Here is a 25,603-nt window from a genome sequence, read left to right on the forward strand (position 1 = left end):
CAGCGAGCCGCCTCAGCCAAAACGCGACAGCGCGTCCGCCATGATCCCGGGATCGACATTGCCGCCGGATGCAACCGCAATCACCGTTTCATTCTCCAGTTCACCGCCATGGAAAAGCGCCCCGGCAAGAGCCACCGCCCCGCCGGGTTCAACGACGATCTTCAACCGGTTGAAGGCAAGGACCGCGGCCCGCAGCGCTTCCTCATCGGTCACGGCAATGCCTTTTCCGCAGAGCCCGGCCATGATCGGGAAGGTGATGTTACCGGGTTGCGGCGTGACGATCGCGTCGCAGATCGAACCCGAGGTCTTGGCGTTGCGCTCTATCTTACCCGCGGCAAGGGAGCGCGCCACGTCGTCGAACCGCTCCGGTTCTGAAGTCCTGACCTTGTAGTTCGGTGCTTTCGCGGCAAGTGCGAGCGAGATACCCGAGGTGAGACCGCCGCCGCCGCAGGGCACCAGAACCTCGGCCGCACCGATCCCCAGCTCCGCACCCTGTTCAGCAATCTCCAGCCCCACCGTGCCCTGCCCGGCGATGACCAGGGGTTCGTCGTAAGGCCTGATCAGCGTCAGCCCACGGTCGCGCGACAGCCGGTCGCCGATGGCGTCTCGATCTTCGTTGGCCCGGTCATAAAGCACCACCTCCGCACCATAGGCGCGGGTATTGTCGATTTTGATCTTCGGCGCGTCGGAGGGCATGATGATGACGGCGGGAACACCATGCAGGCGGGCGGCAAGCGCTACACCCTGCGCATGGTTACCCGAAGAAAAAGCAAGCACGCCCTTGGCACGCACCTCGGCAGGCAGGCCGGAGACAGCTGACCAGCCGCCGCGAAACTTGAAGGAACCCGTCCTTTGCAGGCACTCGGCCTTTACGAATAGCTTTCGCCCGGCAATCTCATCCAGAAACGGCGATGACAGCAGCGGTGTCCGCACCGCCTGGCTTCCGATACGCTGACGCGCCGCCTCGATCATGGAAATATCTGTCATGCCCTGCTCCTGTGATGCGGATTTGCAGGTACATTAGGAGGTCGCAATCAATTGTGAAACCGTCCGGAAAAGAAAAATCCCCGGTCGTCGCCGGGGATTTTCATCATCTCTTATCAGTGCCAATCAGTGATTGTGCCGGGGCATCTTCTCGGCAATCCTTCGGAAATCCGCAGCCCCATCCAGAACAGCGCCATCCGAAAGCTGCGTCACCGATTGACGGTAGATGCGCTGCCAGGGCGTCGCATCCGCCGGCACCGCCGGAATGCCGTCAGCCTTGCGCGCTTCAAGCTCTGCGTCCGGCACCAGCGCGTTGCATGCACCTTCATTAAAGTCGATGCGGATCACGTCGCCGGTGCGAAGCCAGGCCAGCCCGCCACCGGCTGCACTTTCCGGCGAGGCATTGAGGATCGACGGGCTGTCCGCCGTTCCCGATTGCCGGCCGTCACCGATTGTCGGCAGGCTGGTGATGCCTTTTTTCAACAGCGCGTCCGGCGGCTGCATGTTGACGACCTCAGCCGACCCCGGCCAGCCGAGCGGACCGGCTCCGCGAATGACGAGGATGGTGCGCTCGTCGATACCAAGGGACGGATCGTTGATACGGGCGTGATAGTCTTCCGAACCATCGAAAACCACACATTTTCCCTCGAAAATCCCCTCGCGGCCCGGCTCGCTCAGATAGCGCTGCCGGAATTCCGCCGAGATCACGCTTGTCTTCATGATGGCGAAATCGAAGAGATTGCCTTTGAGAACGAGGAAACCGGCACGTTCTTTCAGCGGCTTGTCATAGGGCAGGATCACGTCGCGGTCGGTCGATTCCCGACCTTCCAGATTTTCCGCCATGGTCTTGCCGGTAACCGTCGGACAGTTTCCGTCAAGCTTGCCGGCCTGCAGAAGCTCCCACATGATGGCAGGCGTGCCGCCGGCGCGGTGATATTTCTCGCCCAGCCATTTGCCGGCCGGCTGAACATTGGCAATGAGCGGAATGTCGTAACCGTGGACTTGCCAGTCCTCCTCGCGCAGCTCGACGCCCGCATGTTTCGCCATCGCCGCAAGATGCGGCTGGGCATTGGTCGAGCCGCCAATTGCCGAGTTGACGCGGATCGCGTTCAAAAACGCCTGACGCGTCATGATATCGGAGGGCTTGATATTCTCGACAACCAGTTCCACCGCGCGGCGACCAGTGCGATAGGCCATCTGGCCGCGCTCGCGATAAGCGGCCGGGATAGCACCGCAGCCGGTGAGCGACATGCCGAGCGCTTCCGCCATGGCGTTCATGGTGGACGCCGTGCCCATGGTGTTGCAATGGCCGACCGACGGGGCTGATTCCAGCGCTGCCTGCAGGAATTCCTCGCGGGTGATTTCACCTGCACCATATTTGCGGCGCATACGCCAGATGACGGTGCCGGAACCAACCAGATCACCGTCATGATAACCGTCGAGCATCGGCCCACCGGAAAGCACAATGGCCGGGATATCCACCGTGCTTGCCGCCATCAGCGCCGAAGGCGTGGTCTTGTCGCAGCCCGTCGTCAGAACGACGCCATCGAGCGGATAACCGTAAAGCACTTCCACAAGGCTGAGATAGGCAAGATTGCGGTCAAGCGCCGCCGTAGGGCGCTTGCAGTTTTCAAACATCGGATGGGTCGGAAACTCGATGGGAATACCGCCCGCATCACGGATACCATCGCGCACCCGTTTGACCAGTTCCACATGGACGCGGTTGCACGGCGTCAGATCGCTACCGCTCTGGGCAATACCGATGACCGGTTTGCCGGAACGCAGCTCTTCCGGCGTCACGCCGTAATTCATGAAGCGCTCCAGATAGAGCGCCGTCATGTCGAGATGGTCTGGATTGTCGAACCAGTCCTGGGATCGCAGGCGGCGCATGGGTGCCTTGTCGTCGCTCATCAGATCGCCTCAGCCCTGTTCCCGGTTGTTGAGTTTTTCGAGGTAAATCAGGATGCCGCTATGGTCGATATCGGCTCCGCCATCGCCGACGAAGTCGTCGAATTCCCGCGTCACCTGCTGGGTCAGCGGCAATGTGAGCGACATATCCTTCGCCATTGCCAGCACGCCGTTCAGATCTTTGAGCTGGAACTTGGATGGGCCGCCCGGCACGAAATTACGCTTCACCATGCGTTCGCCATGCAGCTCCAGAATCCGGCTTTCGGCAAAACCACCGCGGATGGCATTGCGGAAACCTTCCCGGGATGCGCCACCCGCTTCCACCAGCATCATCGCCTCGGCAACAGCGCCGATGGTGATGGCGACGATCTGCTGGTTGGCGAGTTTGCAGAGCTGGCCAGCACCTGAGGGACCGACATAGGTCAGCCGGCCCATCGGCGCAAAGACATCCGCAAGACCGGCGACCAGAGCCTCGTCACCGCCAGCCATGATGGCAAGCGTGCCGGCCGTCGCGCCCGGAACACCGCCGGAGACCGGCGCATCGACGTGATGAATGCCAAGCGCCTCAAGCCGCGAGGAATGCTCGCGTGCGATCGGCGGCGCAATCGAGCTGCTGTCGATTACGATAGCACCCTTTTCGAGCGCTTCGGCAACCCCATTCTCGAACAGCACCTCACCCACGGCCTTGCCATCGCTCAACATGGTGATGACGATGTCGGCGCCTTTGGCGGCCTCAGCGGGCGATGCCGCAACAACCGCACCATCGACAACGAGAGCCTGCGCCTTATCAACACTGCGGTTCCAGACCGAAACCGAAAAGCCCGCACCCAGCAGACGCCGGGCCATCGGCCCACCCATCAGGCCCGTGCCGATAAAGGCAACCGACCGCTTTTTCTCCTCCCGACCGACACTCATTTCAATGAACCTCCCAGTTCGTCTTCGATATGCACCTGAATGATCTCTTCGAAAGAGCTTTCAGCGGTGAAGCCCAGCTCGCGGGCGCGCTTGGCCTCAAAGCCTGGTGCCCAACCCTCGCACATGCGCATGATCATCTCATTCGGCTCGCGGCGGATCAGGGCGACGGCCTTTTCGCCAGCCACCTTGCGCAGCGCCTCAATCTGTTCGCCAACAGTGGCGCTGAGGCCGGGCATCGACAGGTTGCGGCGCGGACCGACCTTTTCGACGTCGATCGTCGCACCATGAAGAAGGAAACCGACGGCGGAACGCGGCGAGGCGTGCCAGTGGCGAATGCTTTCCGGCACCGGCAGAACCGCTTTCTGGCCGACCAGCGGCTCACGCAGGATATTGGAGAAGAAGCCGGAGGCGGCCGCATTCGGCTTGCCGGGGCGGATGCAAATGGTGGGAAGACGGATGCCGATACCGTCGAAGAACCCGCGACGGCTGTAATCGGACAGCAGCAGCTCGCAGATTGCTTTCTGCGTGCCATAGCTTGTCAGCGGCGTGGTGTGAAATTCATCCGGGATCGGATAGGGAAGCGGCGCACCAAACACGGCGATCGATGAGGTGAAGACGACGCGCGGCTTGTAACCATCCTTGCCGTTGGCAATGCGGATGGCATCGAAGAGATAACGGGTGCCGTCGAGATTGATACGGTAGCCCTTGTCAAAATCGAGTTCGGCTTCGCCCGACACGATGGCGGCGAGATGGAAGATGGCATCCGGACGGGCATCTACCAGCTTTTCAGCTTCACCCGGAGCGGAGAGATCAGCTGCGCGCGCATCGACAGCACCGGAAAAACCGGCGGGCGCTTCTGGCTGGAAAACGTCGATAAGCGTGAATTTCTCGATCGGCTTGCCACCCAGCGATCCATCTTTCACGAGACGCTGCGTCAGCTTGCGGCCAACCATGCCTGCGGCGCCGATGATTGCGATATGCATGTCTTCCTCCTCTGTGTCCCGGTCATTCTCCCGAGACCGAAAAAACATCATCGGCCGATGGACCGATAAATTAGCTTGTAAGGTTGTCTGATAACCTTATATGATCCGATTGAAAATAGTATTTTTTCACAAACTAACAAAAGCAGGGGCGCCGGCAAAAGCAAGGCCACAAACCCTTGCCTTCATATTTTAGGGCGGATTGGACGGAGAGGGTGGAATGACGATCGTGAGTGAACACGATATCGAGGAATTGCGGTTCTCGCTGAAGAACAGGCTTGGCGAAGCCCTGCTGCTGACATCGCAGGAAGACATGCTGCGCTATTGCCGCGACTGGCACGGTGATGTCACCAGTTCGGCCGTGGCCGTCATCCGCCCTCGTTCTACGCAGGAAGTGTCCGACACGGTGCGCGCCTGCGCCGAACTCGGCCTCGCCATCATCCCCCAGGGCGGTAATACCGGGCTGGTGCTCGGCGGCATTCCCGATGCCCCGAAACATCAGGTCGTGCTGAGCCTCGAGCGCATGAACGCTATCCGCACCATAGACAGCGACGATTTTTCGGCCGTCGTGGAAGCCGGCTGCATTCTCTCGGAATTCAAGGATGCGGTTGAAGACAAGGGCATGTTTTTCCCGCTGTCGCTCGGCGCGCAGGGCAGCTGCCGCATCGGCGGCAACGTTTCAACCAATGCCGGTGGCATCAATGTCCTGCGTTACGGCATGACCCGCGAGCTGGTTCTGGGTCTCGAAGTCGTCCTGCCGGATGGCACCATCTGGAACGGCCTGTCGACGCTGCGCAAGGACAATCGCGGCATTGACCTGAAGCAGCTTTTCATCGGCGCGGAAGGAACGCTCGGCATCATCACCGCCGTTGCCGTCAAGCTTTACCCCAATCCTGAACATGTCGAGACGGCACTGCTCGGCCTCAATTCGCTTGACGATGCCATCAAGCTTTACCGCCGCGCCCGCCGCGAATGCTGCGACCTGATGTCCGCCTTCGAATTCATGCCGCCGGTGGCCTTCACGCTGGCGATCGAGGCAATCCCCGACCTCAAGATGCCGATCGCCGGCGATTACCCGGCCTATGTGCTGATGGAAATTTCTGGCTCCGGTCTGGTGGATACCGCCGATCTGATGGGCCGCTTCCTTGAGGGCGTCATGGAAGACGGTCTGGTACTGGACGGCGTCATCGCCTCCTCGCGGGCGCAGGCGCAGTCGTTGTGGCTGTTCCGTGAGGGCATGAACGAGGGTCAGGCGCTGCGCGGCAGCCATATGCGTACCGACATTTCGGTGCCGCTTTCGAGACTTTCGGCTTTCGTGGCCGAGGCGGAAGCCGAACTTGCGGAAAAACTGCCGGAATGCCTTGCTGTTTCCTATGGCCATGTCGGCGACGGCAACGTCCATCTCAACGTCTTGCCGCCCAATGGTGCGACACCGGAGGAGCGTGAGGCGTTCATCTACAAGTCCAAGACACTCGTTAACGAGGTCCTTGACCGTTACGTCGGCAGCATCAGCGCCGAGCACGGCATCGGCCGCCTGAAACGCTCCGATTTCGAAAGCCGGCTATCGGATGTGCAGCGCCGGATGATCATGGGTTTGAAAAATGCCTTCGACCCCGATTTGCGGATGAATCCCGGTTGCCAGATAAGCCTGCAACCGGATAGCTAATCGAAGAACGGCGAGGGCGGCTGAATTCGCCGCCCTTTAAAACCCGCTGACGGCGAAGGAGGAAGTCGCCTGCAGCGGGTAAAATGAACCAATCGTTTCTGCGGAACGGGAGCAATCATGACGCTGGAGTTCAATCAGATACATCGCAACGACCATCTGCCCGGCCGGATCGCCGCAGAGATCGCACGCGAGATCAATGATTCGAAGCTCGGGCCGGGAGACAGGCTGCCGACGGAACATGTTCTGGCGAAAACCTTCGGCGTCAGCCGCTCGGTCATTCGCGAAGCGATCGCGCAGTTGCGCAATGAAGGTTTCGTCGAAACCCGCCAGGGCGTGGGTGCATTCGTCACCGATCCCCGGCAGAGGCTGTCCATCCGCATTGAGCGCTCCCGTCTCAACGACCCGGAGAACTTCCGCGATCTCTTCCAGCTTCGCATGCCGCTCGAAATCGAGGCGGCAGGGCTCGCAGCATTGCACCGCAGCCCGCAGCAGCTGGCGCGGCTGGCGGCGGCGCTGGAAAAGATGAAGACCGCTGACGACTGGTCGACGGAAGGCGTTGCCGCCGATCTCGATTTTCACCGCATTCTGGCGGAGGCAACCCAGAACGAATATTTCCTGATGTTCCTCGGCTTCATCGCGGAACGCATCAGCTCGGCCATCAACATCGCCTTCTCCCGCGCGGTTTTTGGTGAGATTCTCGAGGTGACCATCGCCGAACATGTGGCAATCTATGAAGCCGTCGAGAAGGCCGATGCAACTGCCGCCAAAAACGCCATGCGCAAGCACCTGATCGGTGCCGCAAGCCGGGTCAATCTCGAACTGGATATCTTCTGAAGAGAAGAATAAATGCGTGAACCGTAAAGCTATAGGACAGGTTTCCAGGCTTTGCGGATATCCAGCAACAAAAGACGATAATTTTGTCGGCGAGACCGCTAGACTCGTTGGAAAAGTCATACTAAGAAGAATAAGATTAGGTTGTCAGACATCCAGACAATAAGACCGCAGGAGGCGGCCTGTCGGAAGGCTGAAAGGGGAGGACATATATGACCGGCGCAAGGTCCATCGACGCTACCGCAATTTTGCCTGAGGATTATGAAAACGCTTTGCTCGTCGGCCGCGTCTGGTCGAAAAGCGAAGGCGGCCCCTGCCCCGTCCTGCTCAAGGGCGGCGTGCTTTATGACCTCACCTCCATCTCCCCTACCATGTCGGAACTTCTGGAAAAGACGGATCTGGTGGCGCGGCTTGCCGACACCGGTACGTTCGTGGCGCTCGGTGCGTTCGAAGCTTTTCTGGACGGCTCCGCCGGCGAACTTCTTGCGCCCAACGACATTCAGGCCGTCAAGGCCGCCGGCGTCACCTTCGCCGACAGCATGCTGGAACGCGTGATCGAAGAGCAGGCCAAGGGTGACCCACTTCGCGCGCAGGAAATCCGCGGACGGCTGGCGCCGGTTCTCGGCGACAATCTGCGGGGACTTGAGGCCGGCTCCGAAAAGGCCGCGGAAGTCAAGAAACTGCTCCAGGAAATGGGCCTCTGGTCGCAATATCTGGAAGTGGGTATCGGCCCGGATGCGGAAATATTCTCCAAGGCGCAGGCCATGGCCTCGGTCGGCTGCGGCGCACTGATCGGCGTTCACCCGAAATCGCAATGGAACAACCCGGAGCCGGAAGTGGTGCTCGCCATCGCCTCCGACGGCCGCATTGTCGGCGCAACCCTCGGCAACGATGTCAACCTGCGCGATTTCGAAGGCCGCTCCGCCCTGCTCCTCAGCAAGGCGAAGGACAACAACGCTTCCTGCGCGATCGGGCCTTTCATCCGCCTGTTCGACGGCAACTTCACAATTGAAGACGTGAAGCAGTCGCAGATCTCGCTTCTGGTCGAAGGTGAAGACGGTTTCACCATGACGGGCGTCAGCGCGATGCAGGCAATCAGCCGCACGCCGGAAAACCTCGCGTCCCAGCTCTTGAACCGCAACCATCAATATCCAGATGGCGCCGTCTTTTTCCTTGGCACGATGTTCGCGCCGGTCAAGGACCGCCATGGCCCGGGTCTCGGCTTCACCCATGCCAAGGGCGACCGTGTCGAAATCTCCACGCCCAAGCTCGGCAAGTTGATCAACTGGGTCACGACGACTGATGAATGCCCTGAATGGACATTCGGCACCGTGGCCCTGATGCGCAACCTGGCGAAACGCGGGTTGCTCTAAGCAATTCAGCAAAACCGCATCGCGGTTTTGCGTCGGGAATTGCGAAAACCAATAGGTGGCGCATTGACGGCGATCCTTCGCCGAAAATGCTCCAGATGTTTCTTCGGGAGGGGAAAATGCCAAAGACCATCAATCTCTTTTACCGGATTCTCGAAATCATTCTCGTCCTGCTGCTCGCCGGCATGTCGATCATGGTCTTCGTCAACGTCGTCATGCGTTACACGATGAATTCCGGCATCAACGTCTCGGAAGAGCTGTCGCGTTATTTCTTCGTCTGGCTGACCTTCATCGGCGCGGTGCTGACATTTCGTGAGAATAGCCACATGGGTATCGAAACGCTCGTGATGTTCCTCTCCCGCCGTGCCCGCATCGTCTGCATGATCGCGTCGAACATCATCATTCTGGCCTGTTCCGCCATCTTCTTCTGGGGAACCTGGAAGCAGTCCGGCATCAACGCCAGCATGCATGCACCGGTTACCAAGCTGTCGATGATCTGGGTCTATGGCATCGGCATGTTCACCGGCGGCCTGATGTTCATCATCGCACTGGAACGCCTGTACCGTCTTTTGACGGGCCGCGTCACAGAAGACGAAATCGCCCAGTTTGCGGGCGAGAACCTGACGATCGAACAGCTTTCGGAGCGCTGATACCATGACCCTTCTCGTTTTTATCGGCTCTCTTCTGGGAGCCATGGCGATTGGCGTTCCCGTCGCTTTCTCGCTGATGTTCTGCGGCGTCGTGCTCATGTGGTACATGGGCATGTTCAACACCGCGATCATCGCCCAGAACATGATTTCAGGCGCCGACACCTTCACGCTGCTCGCCATTCCCTTCTTCATTCTGGCTGGCGAACTGATGAATTCCGGCGGCCTGTCGCGCCGCATCATTGATTTCGCCATTGCCTGCGTCGGCCATATCAGGGGCGGCCTCGGCATCGTTGCCATCGTCGCAGCCATCATCATGGCCAGCATCTCCGGCTCGGCAGCAGCTGATACCGCAGCTCTCGCCGCAATCCTCATCCCGATGATGGCGAAGGCCGGTTACAATATTCCGCGCTCCGGTGGCCTCATCGCCGCAGGCGGCATCATCGCCCCGGTCATTCCGCCGTCCATGGCCTTCATCGTTTTCGGTGTCGCCGCAAACGTCTCGATTACCCAGCTGTTCCTTGCAGGTATCGTTCCCGGCATTCTGATGGGCATTTCGCTGATCGTCGCCTGGCTGATCGTGGTGCGCAAGGACAACATCAAGCCGCTGCCGAAAACCACCGCCAAGGAACGTCTCGTCGCCACCGCGCGTGCCGGCTGGGCGCTGGGCATGCCCGTCATCATTCTGGGCGGCATCAAGGCCGGCATCATGACGCCGACGGAAGCCGCCGTCGTGGCAGCCGCTTACGCGCTTTTCGTCGGCATGGTGATCTACCGCGAACTGAAGCCGGCGGATCTCTTCCACGTGCTCCTACGCGCCGCCAAGAGCACCTCGATCATCATGTTCCTCGTCTGCGCAGCGCTCGTCTCCGCATGGCTCATCACGGCAGCGAACATTCCGAACGAAGTCGCAAGCTATATCGAGCCGCTGATCGATCGTCCGATGCTGCTGATGGTCGTCATCATGGTGCTGGTCTTCATCGTCGGCACCGCGCTCGACCTGACGCCGACCATCCTGATCCTCACGCCTGTTCTGATGCCCATCATCAAGCAGGCGGGCATCGACCCGGTCTATTTCGGCGTTCTCTTCATCATCAACAATGCCATCGGCCTGATTACCCCTCCTGTCGGCGTGGTTCTCAACGTCGTCAGCGGCGTCGGTCGCATCCCGCTCGGCAAGGTCACGATCGGCGTCTGGCCGTTCCTCGTTGCCGAAACCATCGTCCTGGCGCTGCTGGTGATTTTCCCCGACATCGTCATGGTTCCGTTGCAGTACCTTCGTTAATTTCTCGAACACAATCCAAGGGAGGATATTATGAGAAAGCTTCTTCTGACCACCACGGCCATCGCTTTCGCCGTAGGCGCCGCTGCTCCGGCAATGGCCGAATTCAACAGCCGTAACATCCGCGTTTCGAACGGCATCAACCAGGATCACCCGGTCGGCAACGGCATCAAGGCCATGCAGGCCTGCCTCGACGACAAGTCGGGCGGCAAGCTGAAGCTGACGGCATTCTGGGGCGGCGCTCTCGGCGGTGACCTTCAGGCAACGCAGGCCCTGCGCTCCGGCGTCCAGGAAGCCGTCGTGACGTCCTCGTCGCCGCTCGTCGGTCTCATCCCGTCGCTCGGCGTTTTCGACCTGCCGTTCCTCTTTGCGAACGACAAGGAAGCTGACGCAGTCATGGACGGCGCTTTTGGCGACATGATGAACAAGAAGCTGGAAGAACAGGGCCTCGTAAACCTGGCCTACTGGGAAAACGGCTTCCGCAACCTGTCGAACTCCAAGCATGCCGTAAACAAGTGGGAAGATTTCTCGGGCCTCAAGGTCCGCGTGATGCAGAACAACATCTTCCTCGACACCTTCCAGAACCTCGGCGCCAACGCGACGCCGATGGCTTTCGGCGAAGTCTTCTCGGCCCTTGAAACCAACGCGATCGACGCGCAGGAAAACCCCTATGTGACAATCGACACCTCCAAGTTCTACGAGGTGCAGAAGTACATCACCGAGACGAACCACGCTTACACGCCGTTCCTCTTCCTCTTCTCCAAGCCGATCTTCGACAGCTACACGCCCGAAGAGCAGACGGCCCTGCGTGAATGCGCAGTTGTCGGCCGCGACGAAGAGCGCAAGGTCATCCGCGAACTGAACCAGAAGTCGCTGGAAAAGATCAAGGCTGCCGGTCTCGAGGTCAACTCGCTGTCTCCGGAAGAGCAGGCGCGTATCCGCGAGAAGTCGATGGTCGTTTACGAAAAGCACAAGGCTGAAATCGGTGCGGACGTTGTTGACGCCGTTCTGGCCGACCTGAAGAAAATCCGCGGCCAGTAAGCCTGTCTGTATTGAATAAGAAACACCCGGAAGTTCGCTTCCGGGTGTTTTCGTTTCCGGAAAGAAAAAGGCTGCCGAAGCAGCCTTTCCGGAAAATCAGGACGCCGTGCGGTTCTGGCGGTTGGCGATGAGGTCTTCCACCACCGCCGGATCGGCAAGCGTCGATGTATCCCCGAGCGCACCAAAATCGTCCTCGGCGATCTTCCGCAGAATACGACGCATGATCTTGCCGGAGCGGGTCTTGGGCAGGCCCGGCGCGAACTGGATCTTGTCCGGCGTCGCAACCGGCCCGATCTCGTTGCGCACATGCTTCACCAGCTCTTCACGCAGCGCATAATCGCCATTCTGCCCCGCCATCAGCGTGACATAGCAATAAATGCCCTGTCCCTTGATGGGGTGCGGATAACCGACCACGGCCGCCTCCGAAACGAGATGATGCGACACCAGCGCGGATTCAACTTCGGCGGTACCGAGGCGGTGGCCGGAGACGTTCAGCACGTCATCGACACGACCGGTGATCCAGTAATAACCGTCCTCGTCACGCCGGCAGCCATCGCCAGTGAAATACTTGCCCTTGTAGGTCGAGAAGTACGTATCGACAAAGCGCTGGTGATCGCCATAAACCGACCGTGACTGGCCCGGCCAGCTGTCGGTGATGCAGAGATTGCCGTCGGCCGGCCCTTCCAGCACATTGCCTTCAGCATCGACAAGCTGCGGCTGCACGCCGAAGAATGGCCGTGTCGCCGAACCCGGTTTCAGATCGGTCGCACCCGGCAACGGCGATATCAGAATGCCACCTGTTTCCGTCTGCCACCAGGTGTCGACGATCGGGCTCTTGTCCTCGCCGACCACATGGTAATACCACTCCCATGCTTCCGGATTGATCGGCTCGCCGACCGTTCCAAGCAGCCGCAGGCTGTCGCGCGACGAACGCGTGACGAACTGGTCGCCCGCCCCCATCAGCGATCGGAGCGCCGTCGGTGCGGTATAGAAGATATTGACCTTGTGTTTGTCGATGACTTCCCAGAAACGACCCTGATCCGGGAAGTTGGGAACGCCTTCGAACATCAGCGTCGTCGCGCAATTCGCAAGCGGCCCGTAGACGATGTAGGAATGGCCGGTAACCCAGCCCACATCGGCCGTACACCAGAAGACCTCGCCATCCTTGTAGTCGAACACATATTCATGCGTCATCGACGTATAGACGAGGTAACCACCCGTCGTGTGCAGAACGCCCTTCGGCTTGCCGGTGGACCCTGATGTGTAGAGGATGAACAGCGGATCTTCCGCCCGCATCTTCGCCGGCGGGCAATCCGGTTTCACCGTGGCGATTTCCTGATGGTACCAGATATCGCGGCCCGGCGCCCATCCGGTCTTGCCGCCGGTGCGGCGCACGACAAGAACCTTATTGACGATGACATATTGCTTGGCGGCAATATCGATCGCCTTGTCGGTGTTTTCCTTGAGCGGGATCGGCTTGCCGCCGCGCACGCCTTCATCGCAGGTGATGACGAAGGTTGATTCGCAGTCGACGATACGGCCGGCCAGCGCTTCCGGCGAGAAGCCGCCAAAAACGACGGAATGCACGGCACCGATGCGGGCGCAGGCGAGCATGGCATAGGCCGCCTCGGGGATCATCGGCATGTAGATGGTGACGCGGTCACCCTTCTTGACGCCGTGCTTCTTCAGCACATTGGCCAGACGGCAGACATAATCATAGAGCTGGTTATAGGTGATCTTCTTGTCGATATAGGGATTGTCGCCTTCCCAGATGATCGCCGTGCGCTCGCCATGCGTCTTCAGATGCCTGTCGATACAGTTGTAGGAGACGTTCGTCAGGCCATCCTCGAACCACTTGATCGGTACACGTCCCTTGAAGGAGGTGTTCTTGACCTTGGTATAGGGCTTGAACCAGTCGATCCGCCGGCCGTGCTTGTCCCAGAATTTTTCCGGATCCTCGACGCTCTCCTGATACCATTTCTGGTACCGCTCATTGTCGATGAGCGTGCGGGCTTTCGCCGATTTGAGCACCGGGTAGATTTTGGCAGACATAAACTCCTCCTGAAACCAAGTATGTCCTGTTATGAGCGCGCCTTGAGACTCCCACCTCAGGCATGTGTTGAATTCATAGCAGTTCAAATGCACACGGCAATTAGACAAAGGTCATTTGTTTCGCAAAGAATTGCAATTCTGATGCAATGCGGCTATAGAGCCGTCATATCCCGGAAATTCAGTGGTTGATACCACGCCCGCGACACCGGCGCGGACGGACAGAAGGACTGTATCTATGGCTCAACAATTGCTCATGCCAAAGGCAACTGCTGTATGGCTGGTTGACAACACCGCGCTGTCGTTCGACCAGATAGCCACGTTCTGCAAATTGCATCCGCTGGAAGTCAAGGCGATTGCCGACGGTGAAGCCGCACAGGGCATCAAGGGTCTCGATCCGATCGCGACGGGACAGCTTTCCCGCGACGAGATCGCCCGCGCCGAAGGCAACCCCAACCACAAGCTCAAGCTTTCCGAGCCGAAGGTGCGCGTGCCGGAATCCAAGCGCCGTGGCCCGCGTTACACGCCGGTTTCCAAGCGCCAGGACCGTCCGAACGCCATTCTCTGGCTGGTTCGTAACCATCCGGAACTGAAGGACGCGCAGATTTCGCGTCTCGTCGGCACCACCAAGTCCACCATCGAGCAGATTCGCGACCGCACCCATTGGAACTCGGCCAACCTGACGCCGATGGACCCGGTAACGCTCGGCCTCTGCAGCCAGATCGATCTTGATCTTGAAGTCGAACGCGCTTCGCGCGGTCGTCCGCTGCCAACAGCCGAAGAGCTTGGCAACACGCTGCAGCCGGCAACGGCAACGGAAGGTCTGGATTACAACTTCCAGCGTGAGGAAGAAGAGCAGATCGACGCCGACGCCGTGTTCAAGAAGCTCTCCTCGCTGAAGTCTGCACCGAAGGACGAAGACGAGGACGATCAATACTGATCGAAGTCTTTCCGACATTTGAAACCCGGCCGCAGCGCCGGGTTTTTTATTTTTAAGGATTTTACCGGCTGCCGAAGATCGCCGAGCCCACCCGAACGCTGGTGGCGCCGAACTCGACGGCGGTTTCAAAATCGCCGGACATGCCCATGGAAAGCTTCTCAAGACCGCATTGCCCGGCAAGCTTGGCCAGAAGCGCAAAATGCGGCCCGGGATTTTCTTCTGCCGGCGGAATGCACATCAATCCCTCGACCGGCAATTTCAACTCGTCGCGGCAAAAAGCCACGAAGGCAACGGTTTCACGTGGGTCGATGCCGGCCTTCTGCGGCTCGAGGCCGGTGTTGACCTGCACATAAAATCGCAGGCTGCGGTCCTGTCTGGCACATTCTTCGGCAAGCGCGCGGGCGATCTTTTCCCGGTCGATACTCTGCACGACGTCAAACAGCGCCACCGCATCGGCCGCCTTGTTGGATTGCAGCGGTCCGATCAGATGCAGCTCGATATCGGATGTCTTCTCCTTGAGGGCAGGCCACTTGCCCTGTGCTTCCTGCACGCGGTTTTCCCCGAACACGCGCTGGCCGGCATCGATGACGGGCTGGATCGCTTCCGCGTCGAATGTCTTCGAGACAGCAACCAGGGTAACATCCGCCGCCTTGCGACCGGATTTTTCCGCAACATCCGCAATGCGCTGCCTGACATCTTCAAGACGTGCTTCGATTTCCATCACAAGACCTTTTTTAAACCGTTCGAACCGCTAACTAGACGCCGATTACCTTGATGCCAAGCGCCTTTAGCACCATTTGAGGCATGCTGGCCAAGATTGAACGCCCGAATGCCCCGCCAAACTTGACGCCCCGGTCGTTTCATGGTGAAGGTCAGCGCAAATTTTTCCCCTCGATACCCGGAATTTTAGACAATGGCCATCGAACGTTACAATCCTCGCGACGCCGAGCCGCGCTGGCAGCAAAAATGGAACGAAGACAAGGTTTTCGTCACCGATAACAGCGATCCGCGCGAGAAATATTACGTTCTGGAGATGTTTCCCTATCCCTCGGGACGCATCCATATGGGCCATGTCCGCAACTACGCGATGGGTGATGTGGTTGCGCGTTACAAGCGCGCGCGCGGCTTCAACGTTCTCCACCCCATGGGCTGGGATGCCTTCGGCATGCCTGCGGAAAACGCAGCCATGCAGAACAAGGTCCACCCCAAGGACTGGACCTACCAGAACATCGCCACCATGCGCGGCCAGCTGAAATCCATGGGCCTGTCACTGGACTGGACCCGTGAATTCGCAACCTGCGATGTGGAATATTACCATCGTCAGCAGGCGCTGTTTGTCGATTTCATGGAAAAGGGCCTGGTTTACCGCAAGCAGTCCAAGGTCAACTGGGACCCGGTCGACCACACGGTTCTGGCCAATGAGCAGGTGATCGACGGCCGCGGCTGGCGCTCCGGGGCATTGGTCGAACAGCGCGAACTGACGCAATGGTTCTTCCGCATCACCGATTTCAGTCAGGACCTGCTGGACGAACTGGATGAACTGGACCAGTGGCCGGAAAAAGTGCGCCTGATGCAGAAGAACTGGATCGGCCGTTCCGAAGGCCTGTCGCTGCGCTGGCAGACCGTCACTGAGACGGCGCCGGAAGGTTTTTCCGACATCACCGTTTACACAACCCGTCCCGACACCCTGTTCGGCGCCTCCTTCCTGGCGATCGCCGCCGACCATCCGCTGGCAAAGGAACTGTCGGCGAACAACCCTGATATTGCCGCGTTCTGCGACGAATGCCGCCGCCATGGTACCTCTCTGGCAGCGCTGGAAACCGCTGAAAAGAAGGGTATCGATACCGGCGTCAAGGTCGTTCACCCGCTGGATCCCAGCTGGGAACTGCCCGTCTATGTCGCCAATTTCGTCTTGATGGATTACGGCACCGGCGCAATCTTCGGCTGCCCCTCGGGTGACCAGCGCGATCTGGACTTCGCCCGCAAATACGGCCTGCCGGTCGTGGCCGTCGTCGCACCCGAAGGTCCCGACTCCGCAAGCTTTACCGTTGAAGACACCGCCTTCACCGATGATGGCGTGATGATCAATTCCGGCTTCCTGAACGGCATGAAGACGGCCGACGCCTTCGAAGCCGTCGTGCAGAAGCTGTCCGCCGAGATGCTGGGGAATGCACCGCAGGCCGAACGCAAGGTCAATTTCCGCCTGCGCGACTGGGGCATTTCCCGCCAGCGTTACTGGGGTTGCCCGATCCCGGTCATTCACTGCGAAGTCTGCGGCGTGGTTCCGGTTCCGAAAAAGGACCTGCCGGTCAAGCTGCCCGACGATGTCACTTTCGACGTGCCCGGCAATCCTCTGGATCGCCACCCCACATGGCGTCATGTTTCCTGCCCGCAATGCGGCCATGATGCGCGGCGCGAAACCGACACGATGGACACCTTCGTCGATTCCAGCTGGTATTACACCCGCTTTACAGCGCCGTGGGAAGACCAGCCGACCGACCCGAAAGTTGCCAATCACTGGCTGCCGGTCGATCAATATATCGGCGGCATCGAGCATGCCATCCTGCACCTGCTCTATTCGCGCTTCTTCACCCGCGCCATGCGCGAGACCGGCCATGTCGGCGTCAAGGAGCCCTTCAAGGGTCTGTTCACGCAGGGCATGGTGGTTCACGAAACCTATAGCCACGGCGAAGGCATGAGCCGCGAATGGATAGCCCCCGCGGACCTGCGCATCGAAGAGGCGGACGGCGCACGCCGGGCATTCCTCCTGTCTTCCGGCGCGGAAGTGAAGATCGGCTCCATCGAGAAGATGTCGAAGTCCAAGAAGAACGTGGTCGACCCGGACGATATCATCGCATCCTATGGGGCGGATACCGCACGCTTCTTCGTTCTGTCGGACTCTCCGCCGGATCGCGACGTCATCTGGTCCGAAGCCGGGGTGGAGGGTGCAAACCGCTTCGTCCAGCGCGTCTGGCGCATCATCGGCGAAGTTGCCGGGGAGCTGAAGAACGTCAAGCCGAAGCCGGCGACCGAGGGTGAAGGGCTGGCAGCCTCCAAGGCCGCCCACAAGACGCTGAAGGCCGTTCAGGATGATCTGGACAAGCTCGCCTTCAACAAGGCGATCGCCCGCATCTATGAGCTGGTCAATGCCCTAGCTGGGCCACTTGCGGACGTCGCAGCAGGCGGCAAGTCTGACGACGCCAAGGCAGCGGCACGTGACGCCGTTGAAATCCTCATTCGTATCATCGCCCCCATGACACCGCATCTGGCGGAAGAGTGCTGGTCGGCGCTGGGCAATGAGGGTCTCGTGGCCCAGACGCCATGGCCGGTCTTCGTTGCCTCGCTGGTCGAGGAAAATGACGTGGTCATGCCGGTGCAGGTCAACGGCAAGAAGCGCGGTGAATTGACAATCGCGCGCGATGCGGATCAAGATGCGGTCCGTGCGGCTGCCCTTGCTCTGGATGCCGTCAAATCTATTCTTGCCGGTGGCGAGCCCAAGAAAGTCATCGTGGTTCCGCAGAGGATTGTGAACATTGTTGTCTGACGTTTTTTCGAGATGGAGCCGCGTCGCGGCAGCAATTTCCGTCGTGATGATGGCCGGTCTTCTGGCGGGCTGCCAGGTGCGCCCGCTTTATGGCGAGGCCTCCGGAACCAAGGAGCGGCTGGCAGCCGTCAGTGTCTCCGAGGTCGGTGGCAGGGTTGGACAGGAAGTCCGCAACCAGCTGATCTTCCTGATGGCCGGCGGCGCGGGTGAACCGGCCACGGCGCAGTATAATGTCAAGATTTCCGTAAGCTCGAGCGCCACCTCCACGGAGGTCGAGAATTACGACCTGACGACCCGCACCAACAACAACTATGACGGCCCTTATCCCGGCCGCGTGGTGATGAGCGGTCAATATGTCCTGACGCGTATTTCCGATGGCCAGATCCTGCGCTCCGCACGCCGCAACGTGACGGCGCAGGTGGACCTGCCGCAGCAGGAATTCGCCAAGATCAGGGCGACCCGCGACGCCGAGAACCGGGCAGCCCGGGAACTGGCAGAAATCATCCGCACCGATATCGCCGCCACCCTCGGCCGCTGAGAAGCGCGGCCGTGACGGAGATAAAATCGCATGAGTTTGAGCGCTTCGCCGAAAATCCGGCGGAGCGCTTTCGCGTTTTCGTGCTCTATGGTCCGGATCGCGGCCTTGTGTCGGAGCGGGCAAGCCTCATCGCCAAAAAGACCGGCATCGATCCCGATGACGCTTTCGCGTCACTGAAGTTGACCGCATCCGATCTGCAGGGCGATCCCGGTCGCCTTCTCGACGAGGTGAACGCCATCGGCCTTTTCGGCGGTGAGAAACTCGTTTGGGTAAAGGGTGCGGCGGCCGAAAAAGCACTGGTGGACGCGCTCCAGATTTTGGCCGAGACACCGCCTGAGGCGAGCTTCCTGATCATAGAGGCTGGCGATATCAAGAAGGGCACGGGGCTGCGCAAGATCGCGGAACCCGCACGCTCGATCGCCGCGATCCCCTGTTATGCGGACGATGCGCGATCGTTGAACGCATTGATCGATCAGGAGCTTTCCAGCGACAATCTGCGCATCGCGCCCGCCGCACGACAAAGGCTGATCGAATCCCTCGGCGGTGATCGCATCGCATCGCGCAACGAAATTCGCAAGCTGGCACTTTATTGCCGTGGCGCGGAAGTGATTGAAGAAGAAGACGTGCTGGCGATCATCGGCGATGCCAGCACGGTTTCCGCTGACGATGCCGTTGATGCCATCCTGAAAGGCGACAGGAACGCCTTTTTCCACGCCACCCAGAAGATCGTTGCATCGAAGACGCCGATCTTCCTCGTGCTTCAGGGGTGCCTCAAGCAATTCCAGCTGCTCGACCAGATGCGGGCGGAGATGGACGAGAAAAAGCAGCAGGCCGGGCAGGTGATGCAGACCCTGGGACGCCACATCCATTTTCGCCGAAAGCCGATCATCGAAAGGGCGCTGCGGACATGGCAGCCAGCGGCGATCGCCCGCGAAATGAACCGTCTGCAGGCCGCCATACTGCAAAGCCGCCAGCGGCAAAGCCTGGAAGACAGCGTGGCTCTTTTGACGCTGCTGTCGACCACCCTGCAATCGGGCCGCGGCGGATAACCTGCTGAAATGCAGCAAAAAGCCCTCGCGCCTGGGCTGCGAGGGCTAATGGCGCAGAAGACGCCGTATCGTCGAAAAATCAGTCGCCCTGTCCGGGCTCGGCGGAGAAATAAAGCTCCAGCTTACCTGCGACACCGTCCATTTCCTTGGCTTCCGGCATCGGGTCACGCTTGATGGTGATGTTCGGCCAGATCGCCGCATATTCGGCATTGAGCGTCAGCCATTTGTCGAGACCCGGCTCTGTATCGGGCTTGATCGCCTCGGCGGGACATTCCGGTTCGCACACACCGCAATCGATACATTCGTCAGGATTGATGGCGAGGAAATTTTCACCCTCGTAAAAGCAGTCCACGGGGCAGACTTCAACGCAATCGGTGTATTTACAGCGGATGCAATTGTCGGTCACGACATATGTCATGATGAACTCCAGAATATGCAGACCGGGTCTTTGGGCTTCGGAACACAAGCCGACGCCCGGAATTCAGACAGGGCAATTTCGCAAAGGACGTAATGCCTTTGACTTCAGATAGCAAGGATAAACAATTCTGAAAAACGGGTCCGGCCGGGAGGTTTATTCTAATCTTTGCTTCCGTCACTATCAGACAGAAACCTGTCGAGCGCCCGGCGCTCTTTTTTTGTCGGACGACCGCTGCCCGGTTCACGCATCGCCTGCTCCAGCGGACTAAACCGGTCGGATGGGTCGCGGGGCGGCGTCAGATCGTCATAGAGAAGTTTTGCTTCTTCGTAGGGTCCGCGCCGTGCCCCTCCGGACTTTACGACCAGCACCCTGTCCATGCGCTCGAAACCGATATCGAGCCTGTCACCTGCCTTTACCGTATGGCTGGGCTGGCGAATAGTGACACCGTTGACCTTGACCTGACCCGACTGAACGTAGCCCTGGGCAAGCGAACGGGATTTGGCCATGCGGGCAAAGAACAGCCACTTGTCCAGACGCTGACGCGTGCTCTCCAGTGGCTGTTCGTTGCTCCCCATGGGCTTACTTCTTCAGCTGCTCCTTGAGAGCAGCGAGCTTTGCGAAAGGCGAATCCGGATCGATCGGCTTCTCCTTGCGGGGTGGCTTGGCTTCGAAACGCTGCTGACCCTGCGGCTTTCCGCCGCGGTCGTTACGATCAGGCCTGTCCTTGCGCTCGCCACGATCCTGACGATCATTGCGATTGCCGCGATCAGGGCGTCCGCCATCACGCTTGCGCTCGCCCTCACCGCCGCGATTGGCAGCTTCGCGATTTGCTCCGTCACGATTTGCACCGTCACGATTGTCACGACGGCCTTCGCCACGACGCTCGCCCTGCTCGCGCGCTCCCTGTTCACGGCCCTGCTCACGACCATGACCGCGATTGCCGGGACGACGGTTGTCGCCGCGCTGGTTTTCATTGCGGCCACCCGGACGCCACAGAAGAACGGGCTTCGGCTCGGTTGCCTCAGCGCTTTCAGCGGGTACGGCTTCGCCGACAGCAGCCTCCTCGCTGACAGCTTCCGCAACCGGCGCTTCTTCAGCGGCTTCGACTTCCGCAACAGCCACCGTCTCGGATGCCTGCTCTTCGGAAGCCGGCTCGTCCTGCTCGGTTTCAGCGCTTTCCTCGTCGGCCGTCACCTGATCGGCAGTGGCCGGAGCAGCAGCACCGGCCTGATTGGCGAGGAAGGCCTGCGCCTCTTCCGCCGTCACCTGATCGGCGCGGTAACCAAGACCCTTGAGGATCTCTTCCATGTCGTCAAGCGTTGCGCCGAGAATGGAAAGCATCGCGGTCGTCGTCGTGAAACGGCGGCCGTCATAAGCGCCTTCCGGACGCGGCTGCTGGCCGGGCTTCCACTGCAACAGCGGACGGATGAGATCGGCCAGGCGCTCGAGAATGTCGATACGAACGGCGCGCTTTCCAAGGAAACGGAAACCGGCAAGCTTGTAGAACATCCGCTCGAAAGCGGGATCGGTCACCACCGAGGTGCGGCCGGCGGCCAGAACCGGAATGAGATCGCCATAACCCGGCTTGCCGAGGCCGTCATTCTTCAGCGCCCAGAGCAGCGTGACAAGCTCGGCCGGAGCCGGCTTCAGCAGTGCAGGCAGGAAGACGTGATAGGCACCGAAACGCACGCCGTAGCGGCGCATGGAGGCACGCGCATCCTGATCCAGCGACTTCACGTCTTCGGTGACGTCACGGCGGAACAGAACGCCAAGATTTTCGACCAGCTGGAACGCCAGACCCTTCGCCAGACCCTGAAGGTCTTCGGCGCGCGAAATGTCATCCAGTGGCTTCAGCACGGTCGCAATCTGATGATTGACGAAACGTTCGACGCGCGCCAGCGCATGGTCACGGGCATTGCCGCTCAACTGTTCGTCGGCCAGCAGGATCACCCGCGGCTTCATGATGTTATCACCTGCCGAAAGGCGGGCCACCGGTTCGCCCAACCAGCGAACCAGACCATCGGAGCTCAAAGCGAGATCGCCGTTTCCACTGGCATGCAGACGCGCTGCACGCGCCTCGTATTCGAGAGCGAGCGCCTTCTGGGCCGCACCTTGCACGGCCTTCTGATCCGGCCCTTCCATTCCCGACACCGGCGTGAACCGGAATCCGGCCAATTGGCCGACGTGATGTCCTTCTACGAAGACATCACCATTTACACTGATTTCAGCTTCAAGCATCGCATTCTCTCTCAGGCGCCTCATGAGCACAGATGTCCTGCGATCAACAAAGCGTTTCGTCAACCTTTCATGTAGCGCATCGGACAATCGATCCTCGATTTCCCGCGTCTTTTCTTGCCAGTGTGTCGGATCGGCAAGCCATCCTGGGCGGTTCGATACATAAGTCCATGTTCTGATCTGCGCAATCCTCGCAGACAATGTATCGATCTCTCCATCCGTGCGGTCGGCGCGGCGCACCTGCTCAGCCATGAAATCTTCGTTCACCGCACCACGTTTCACGAGGTCGAAATAAAGCGTCGAAATCAGGTCGGCATGCTGGGCTGGCGCGATACGGCGATAGTCGGGAAGCGCGCAGGCCTCCCAGAGTTTTTCCACCCGCGCATCGCTCGTCGTCACATCGATGATTTCGGGGTAACGCGACAGATATTCCAGTGCCTGCTGGTCGATGGCGGGTAAGGCTCGGGAAAGTCCCTGGATTGTCGGAGCGGCATCAAGGCTCAGGCGCAGATTGGCGATGGAGGAAAAATCGAAATTTTTCGTCCGCCATTGCAGCACTTTCACCGCATCGAATTGATGGGTTTCGATCCGCTCCACCAGCTCATCGTCGAACGGATCGACGCGCCCCGTTACGCCGAAGGTGCCATCGCGAAGATGGCGGCCGGCGCGGCCGGCGATCTGGCCAATTTCGCCGGGATTGAGATTGCGGAACTGATAACCGTCGAATTTACGGTCCTGCGCAAAGGCGACATGATCGACATCGAGGTTGAGACCCATGCCGATAGCATCCGTCGCCACCAGATATTCAACATCGCCGGACTGGTAGAGCCCGACCTGGGCGTTACGCGTGCGCGGCGAGAGCGCGCCCATAACCACGGCCGCGCCGCCGCGCTGGCGGCGCACCAGCTCGGCGATGGCATAAACTTCTTCTGCGGAAAACGCGACGATTGCCGTGCGTTGCGGCAGGCGGGTAATCTTTTTCTGCCCCGCATAAAAGAGCTGCGACAGGCGCGGCCGCTCGACCACCGTAAGTCCCGGCAGCAGCTTTTCGAGGATCGGGCGCATCGTGCCGGCACCCAGAAGCAGTGTTTCCTCCCGCCCGCGCAGATGCAGCACGCGGTCGGTGAAGATATGGCCGCGCTCCAGATCACCGGCGAGCTGAACTTCGTCGATCGCGACAAAGGCGGCGGTCGTCTCGCGCGGCATGGCTTCCACGGTGCAGACGGAATATTTGGCTTTGGGAGGAGATATTTTTTCTTCGCCGGTAATCAGCGCCACATTCGGCGCACCCACCTTCTCCACCAGACGGGTATAAACCTCGCGCGCCAGAAGACGCAGCGGCAGGCCGATAACACCGCTGCCATGCGCGACCATGCGCTCGATCGCGTAGTGGGTCTTGCCGGTATTGGTGGGGCCGAGAACGGCCGTGACACCGCGGCCGCTCAGGATCATGGGGCGAAAATTCAACGTACTATCCGCGAATCGACTTCATCTGCTTTGCCGTGCCCTGCCGCCATCATGGACGTGGTCACGCGCACCACACATGGCAACGCCCGTCCGCAAAGGCAATAGGCCTTGATTGCAAACTGATGCAAGATGCCTCATTCCCGCAATTTTCCATGCAGATTCAGCCGGTTAATCAAGAAAAAAGAATCCGGCGAAAACGGAATCAGGCATGGCAAAGAACAGTCTGCGAACGAATCGAATACGAATCGCTGACTCACGGTGATTCAGCTTTTGTTCTCCGCAACATCTGGTTGGTGAAAGCACGGCCCATACAAGATTATGAATCCGGATAAGTCCTTGGCCGGATTCAGCTTTATGGCAAAACCTTCAGACAGAAAATACCGGAATCGACTGTCAAGCGGCAATCGCGGAAAAGCCGATCTGGAACCTGCGAAAGGTGCTGGATCAGAGCGTCTGGCCGGTAAGCAGGCGCGGCGCATTTGCATCCGTCGTGCCGGCTGCCTGACCAATGAAATAGGATTTCAGACCCGGCAAACGATCGACCACGCCAAGACCGAAATCGCGCATGATGCGGATGGGACCGACATCATTGGAGAAAAGCCGGTTCAGCACATCCGTCGTCACGCCCATTCGCAGCGTATCGAAACGCCGCCAGGACTGATAACGCTCCAGAACATTGAGAGAGCCTATATCGAGGCCAAGACGATCGGCCTCGACCACGGTTTCGGCGAGAGCCGCGACGTCCTTGAAGCCGAGATTGAGACCCTGCCCCGAGATCGGGTGAATGCCATGCGCCGCGTCGCCGGCAAGCGCAAAACGAGGGGCGACGAAGGAGCGCGCCAGCGTCAGACCCAGCGGAAAGGCCCGGCGGGGGCCAACCGGGCGGATAGATCCGAGCTTATGGCCGAACCGGCGCTCGAGTTCCTCCTCAAACACCAGATCATCGGAGGCCACCAGCCTGTCGGCATCAGCCTTGCGTTCGGTCCAGACAAGCGACGACCGGTTTCCCTTGAGCGGCAGGATGGCGAAAGGTCCTGACGGCAGGAAATGCTCTTCCGCGCAGCCCTCATGTGGCCGCTCATGTTCGACAGTGGTGACGATACCGGCCTGGTCATAATCCCATTGCACGGTCTTGATGCCGGCCATATCTCTCAGCGCTGAGCGAACCCCGTCACAGGCAATCAACAATCGCGCGTCGACAGATGAGCCGTCGGAAAGGCTGATTGCCGTCGACTGCGCACCCGCGGTAAAGCCGGAAACGCTGAGCCCGTGGCGGATTTCGATGCCGAGGCGGTCGCACAGGCCCCTCAGCGCCCCGACCATCGCAACATTCGGAACCATATGGGCAAACGGCCTGCCCTCTTCCACCGCTCCATCAAAGGTCAGAAACACCGGGCGAACCGGATCGGCAGTCTTCGAATCGGTGACGATCATCCTGTTGATAGGCTGCGCTTCAGGCTCGATTTCGCTCCATATGCCGAAGACTTCGAGCATGCGCGTGGCCGCCGCAATAATGGCGGAGGCGCGCACATCTTTCTTCCACACATCATCAGGAGCAGCCTCAATCACCTGCACATTGAGGTGCCCGGCCGCCTGCTTGATTGCGACAGCAACCGAAAGGCCGACATATCCGCCGCCTGCCACCACCACGTCCAGCATCGCGCTTCTCCTCAAATCTTGTGCACGCATCATAGCCGCACTATAGACCATGTGACATCTTCCTACAGCCGGAGCAGGTC

The 25,603-nt window shown here is 59.7% G+C and carries 20 protein-coding genes; 10 read left to right on the forward strand and 10 right to left on the reverse strand.

What is annotated here, in order from left to right; genetic code table 11:
* Positions 1-12: 12 nt before the first annotated feature.
* From QSV77_RS12100 to denD, 4 genes are all read right to left on the reverse strand, one after another.
* Positions 13-987 (reverse strand): threonine/serine dehydratase, encoded by a 975-nt coding sequence (locus tag QSV77_RS12100; RefSeq protein WP_302733646.1) that lies wholly within the window; start codon positions 985-987, stop codon positions 13-15.
* 123 nt (positions 988-1,110) lie between these two features.
* A complete protein-coding gene (locus QSV77_RS12105; RefSeq protein WP_269701012.1) occupies positions 1,111-2,895 on the reverse strand; it encodes an IlvD/Edd family dehydratase in 1,785 nt (594 codons plus the stop codon).
* 9 nt (positions 2,896-2,904) lie between these two features.
* Positions 2,905-3,807 carry an NAD(P)-dependent oxidoreductase gene (locus QSV77_RS12110; RefSeq protein WP_302733648.1) on the reverse strand — a complete coding sequence of 301 codons (903 nt, stop codon included), beginning with the start codon at positions 3,805-3,807 and terminating at the stop codon, positions 2,905-2,907.
* The gene (gene denD, locus QSV77_RS12115) at positions 3,804-4,790 is read right to left on the reverse strand and encodes a D-erythronate dehydrogenase (RefSeq protein WP_302733649.1); all 987 of its coding nucleotides are present in this window, start codon (positions 4,788-4,790) and stop codon (positions 3,804-3,806) included. Before denD ends, QSV77_RS12110 begins: the two co-directional genes overlap by 4 nt.
* A gap of 217 nt (positions 4,791-5,007) precedes the next feature.
* Between denD and QSV77_RS12120 the strand changes: the two genes are divergently transcribed.
* From QSV77_RS12120 to QSV77_RS12145, 6 genes are all read left to right on the forward strand, one after another.
* Positions 5,008-6,453, forward strand: a complete 1,446-nt coding sequence (locus QSV77_RS12120) for an FAD-binding oxidoreductase (protein ID WP_302733650.1) — start codon at positions 5,008-5,010, stop codon at positions 6,451-6,453.
* A gap of 117 nt (positions 6,454-6,570) precedes the next feature.
* The gene (locus QSV77_RS12125; RefSeq protein ID WP_142842197.1) at positions 6,571-7,287 is read left to right on the forward strand and encodes a FadR/GntR family transcriptional regulator; all 717 of its coding nucleotides are present in this window, start codon (positions 6,571-6,573) and stop codon (positions 7,285-7,287) included.
* 209 nt (positions 7,288-7,496) lie between these two features.
* Positions 7,497-8,657 carry a fumarylacetoacetate hydrolase family protein gene (locus QSV77_RS12130; RefSeq protein ID WP_142842196.1) on the forward strand — a complete coding sequence of 387 codons (1,161 nt, stop codon included), beginning with the start codon at positions 7,497-7,499 and terminating at the stop codon, positions 8,655-8,657.
* Between the two features lie 116 nt (positions 8,658-8,773).
* Positions 8,774-9,304 (forward strand): TRAP transporter small permease, encoded by a 531-nt coding sequence (locus QSV77_RS12135; protein ID WP_142842195.1) that lies wholly within the window; start codon positions 8,774-8,776, stop codon positions 9,302-9,304.
* Positions 9,305-9,308: 4 nt separating this feature from the next.
* Positions 9,309-10,586, forward strand: a complete 1,278-nt coding sequence (locus QSV77_RS12140; protein WP_269347228.1) for a TRAP transporter large permease — start codon at positions 9,309-9,311, stop codon at positions 10,584-10,586.
* 30 nt (positions 10,587-10,616) lie between these two features.
* A complete protein-coding gene (locus QSV77_RS12145; RefSeq protein ID WP_046799626.1) occupies positions 10,617-11,624 on the forward strand; it encodes a TRAP transporter substrate-binding protein in 1,008 nt (335 codons plus the stop codon).
* Positions 11,625-11,720: 96 nt separating this feature from the next.
* Here QSV77_RS12145 and acs read toward each other — a convergent pair whose 3' ends face one another.
* Positions 11,721-13,676 carry an acetate--CoA ligase gene (gene acs, locus QSV77_RS12150; protein WP_269700996.1) on the reverse strand — a complete coding sequence of 652 codons (1,956 nt, stop codon included), beginning with the start codon at positions 13,674-13,676 and terminating at the stop codon, positions 11,721-11,723.
* Positions 13,677-13,911: 235 nt separating this feature from the next.
* On the opposite strand from acs, the gene QSV77_RS12155 reads away from it, so the two are divergent.
* A complete protein-coding gene (locus QSV77_RS12155) occupies positions 13,912-14,613 on the forward strand; it encodes a DUF1013 domain-containing protein (RefSeq protein ID WP_046799628.1) in 702 nt (233 codons plus the stop codon).
* 61 nt (positions 14,614-14,674) lie between these two features.
* Here QSV77_RS12155 and QSV77_RS12160 read toward each other — a convergent pair whose 3' ends face one another.
* Positions 14,675-15,334: a YggS family pyridoxal phosphate-dependent enzyme gene (locus QSV77_RS12160; RefSeq protein WP_302733651.1), complete on the reverse strand. Its 660-nt coding sequence runs from the start codon at positions 15,332-15,334 to the stop codon at positions 14,675-14,677.
* Between the two features lie 192 nt (positions 15,335-15,526).
* Here QSV77_RS12160 and leuS point away from each other — a divergent pair, with 192 nt between their 5' ends.
* Genes leuS through holA form a run of 3 tightly spaced genes read left to right on the forward strand, consistent with a single transcriptional unit; the run spans position 15,527 to position 19,744 of the window.
* Positions 15,527-18,157 (forward strand): leucine--tRNA ligase, encoded by a 2,631-nt coding sequence (gene leuS, locus QSV77_RS12165; protein WP_302733652.1) that lies wholly within the window; start codon positions 15,527-15,529, stop codon positions 18,155-18,157.
* Complete coding sequence (gene lptE, locus QSV77_RS12170; protein ID WP_161991384.1) at positions 18,150-18,695, forward strand: LPS assembly lipoprotein LptE; 546 nt, start codon at positions 18,150-18,152, stop codon at positions 18,693-18,695. Before leuS ends, lptE begins: the two co-directional genes overlap by 8 nt.
* Before the next feature lie 11 nt (positions 18,696-18,706).
* Positions 18,707-19,744, forward strand: coding sequence for a DNA polymerase III subunit delta (gene holA / locus QSV77_RS12175; RefSeq protein WP_302733653.1), 1,038 nt, complete (start codon positions 18,707-18,709; stop codon positions 19,742-19,744).
* A gap of 79 nt (positions 19,745-19,823) precedes the next feature.
* Here the strand turns inward: holA and fdxA are convergent, their stop codons facing one another.
* The 4 genes from fdxA to QSV77_RS12195 form a co-directional block, all read right to left on the reverse strand.
* On the reverse strand, positions 19,824-20,162 hold the full coding sequence (gene fdxA / locus QSV77_RS12180; RefSeq protein WP_142842189.1) for a ferredoxin FdxA: 339 nt from the start codon (positions 20,160-20,162) through the stop codon (positions 19,824-19,826).
* 158 nt (positions 20,163-20,320) lie between these two features.
* The gene (locus QSV77_RS12185) at positions 20,321-20,737 is read right to left on the reverse strand and encodes an RNA-binding S4 domain-containing protein (RefSeq protein WP_046799633.1); all 417 of its coding nucleotides are present in this window, start codon (positions 20,735-20,737) and stop codon (positions 20,321-20,323) included.
* Between the two features lie 4 nt (positions 20,738-20,741).
* Positions 20,742-23,849, reverse strand: coding sequence for a helicase-related protein (locus tag QSV77_RS12190; RefSeq protein ID WP_302733934.1), 3,108 nt, complete (start codon positions 23,847-23,849; stop codon positions 20,742-20,744).
* Between the two features lie 459 nt (positions 23,850-24,308).
* Positions 24,309-25,553 (reverse strand): ubiquinone biosynthesis hydroxylase, encoded by a 1,245-nt coding sequence (locus QSV77_RS12195; protein ID WP_302733936.1) that lies wholly within the window; start codon positions 25,551-25,553, stop codon positions 24,309-24,311.
* Positions 25,554-25,603: the final 50 nt, after the last annotated feature.

The sequence above is a fragment of the Agrobacterium sp. V1 genome (assembly GCF_030518355.1).
GTDB lineage: Bacteria > Pseudomonadota > Alphaproteobacteria > Rhizobiales > Rhizobiaceae > Agrobacterium > Agrobacterium cucumeris.

Coding starts and splice junctions, on each gene's coding strand:
- QSV77_RS12100 (WP_302733646.1), bottom strand. CDS start 987: ATGACAGATATTTCCATGATCGAGGCGGCGCGTCAGCGTATCGGAAGC.
- QSV77_RS12105 (WP_269701012.1), bottom strand. CDS start 2,895: ATGAGCGACGACAAGGCACCCATGCGCCGCCTGCGATCCCAGGACTGG.
- QSV77_RS12110 (WP_302733648.1), bottom strand. CDS start 3,807: ATGAGTGTCGGTCGGGAGGAGAAAAAGCGGTCGGTTGCCTTTATCGGC.
- denD (WP_302733649.1), bottom strand. CDS start 4,790: ATGCATATCGCAATCATCGGCGCCGCAGGCATGGTTGGCCGCAAGCTG.
- QSV77_RS12120 (WP_302733650.1), top strand. CDS start 5,008: ATGACGATCGTGAGTGAACACGATATCGAGGAATTGCGGTTCTCGCTG.
- QSV77_RS12125 (WP_142842197.1), top strand. CDS start 6,571: ATGACGCTGGAGTTCAATCAGATACATCGCAACGACCATCTGCCCGGC.
- QSV77_RS12130 (WP_142842196.1), top strand. CDS start 7,497: ATGACCGGCGCAAGGTCCATCGACGCTACCGCAATTTTGCCTGAGGAT.
- QSV77_RS12135 (WP_142842195.1), top strand. CDS start 8,774: ATGCCAAAGACCATCAATCTCTTTTACCGGATTCTCGAAATCATTCTC.
- QSV77_RS12140 (WP_269347228.1), top strand. CDS start 9,309: ATGACCCTTCTCGTTTTTATCGGCTCTCTTCTGGGAGCCATGGCGATT.
- QSV77_RS12145 (WP_046799626.1), top strand. CDS start 10,617: ATGAGAAAGCTTCTTCTGACCACCACGGCCATCGCTTTCGCCGTAGGC.
- acs (WP_269700996.1), bottom strand. CDS start 13,676: ATGTCTGCCAAAATCTACCCGGTGCTCAAATCGGCGAAAGCCCGCACG.
- QSV77_RS12155 (WP_046799628.1), top strand. CDS start 13,912: ATGGCTCAACAATTGCTCATGCCAAAGGCAACTGCTGTATGGCTGGTT.
- QSV77_RS12160 (WP_302733651.1), bottom strand. CDS start 15,334: ATGGAAATCGAAGCACGTCTTGAAGATGTCAGGCAGCGCATTGCGGAT.
- leuS (WP_302733652.1), top strand. CDS start 15,527: ATGGCCATCGAACGTTACAATCCTCGCGACGCCGAGCCGCGCTGGCAG.
- fdxA (WP_142842189.1), bottom strand. CDS start 20,162: ATGACATATGTCGTGACCGACAATTGCATCCGCTGTAAATACACCGAT.
- QSV77_RS12185 (WP_046799633.1), bottom strand. CDS start 20,737: ATGGGGAGCAACGAACAGCCACTGGAGAGCACGCGTCAGCGTCTGGAC.
- QSV77_RS12190 (WP_302733934.1), bottom strand. CDS start 23,849: ATGATCCTGAGCGGCCGCGGTGTCACGGCCGTTCTCGGCCCCACCAAT.
- QSV77_RS12195 (WP_302733936.1), bottom strand. CDS start 25,553: ATGCGTGCACAAGATTTGAGGAGAAGCGCGATGCTGGACGTGGTGGTG.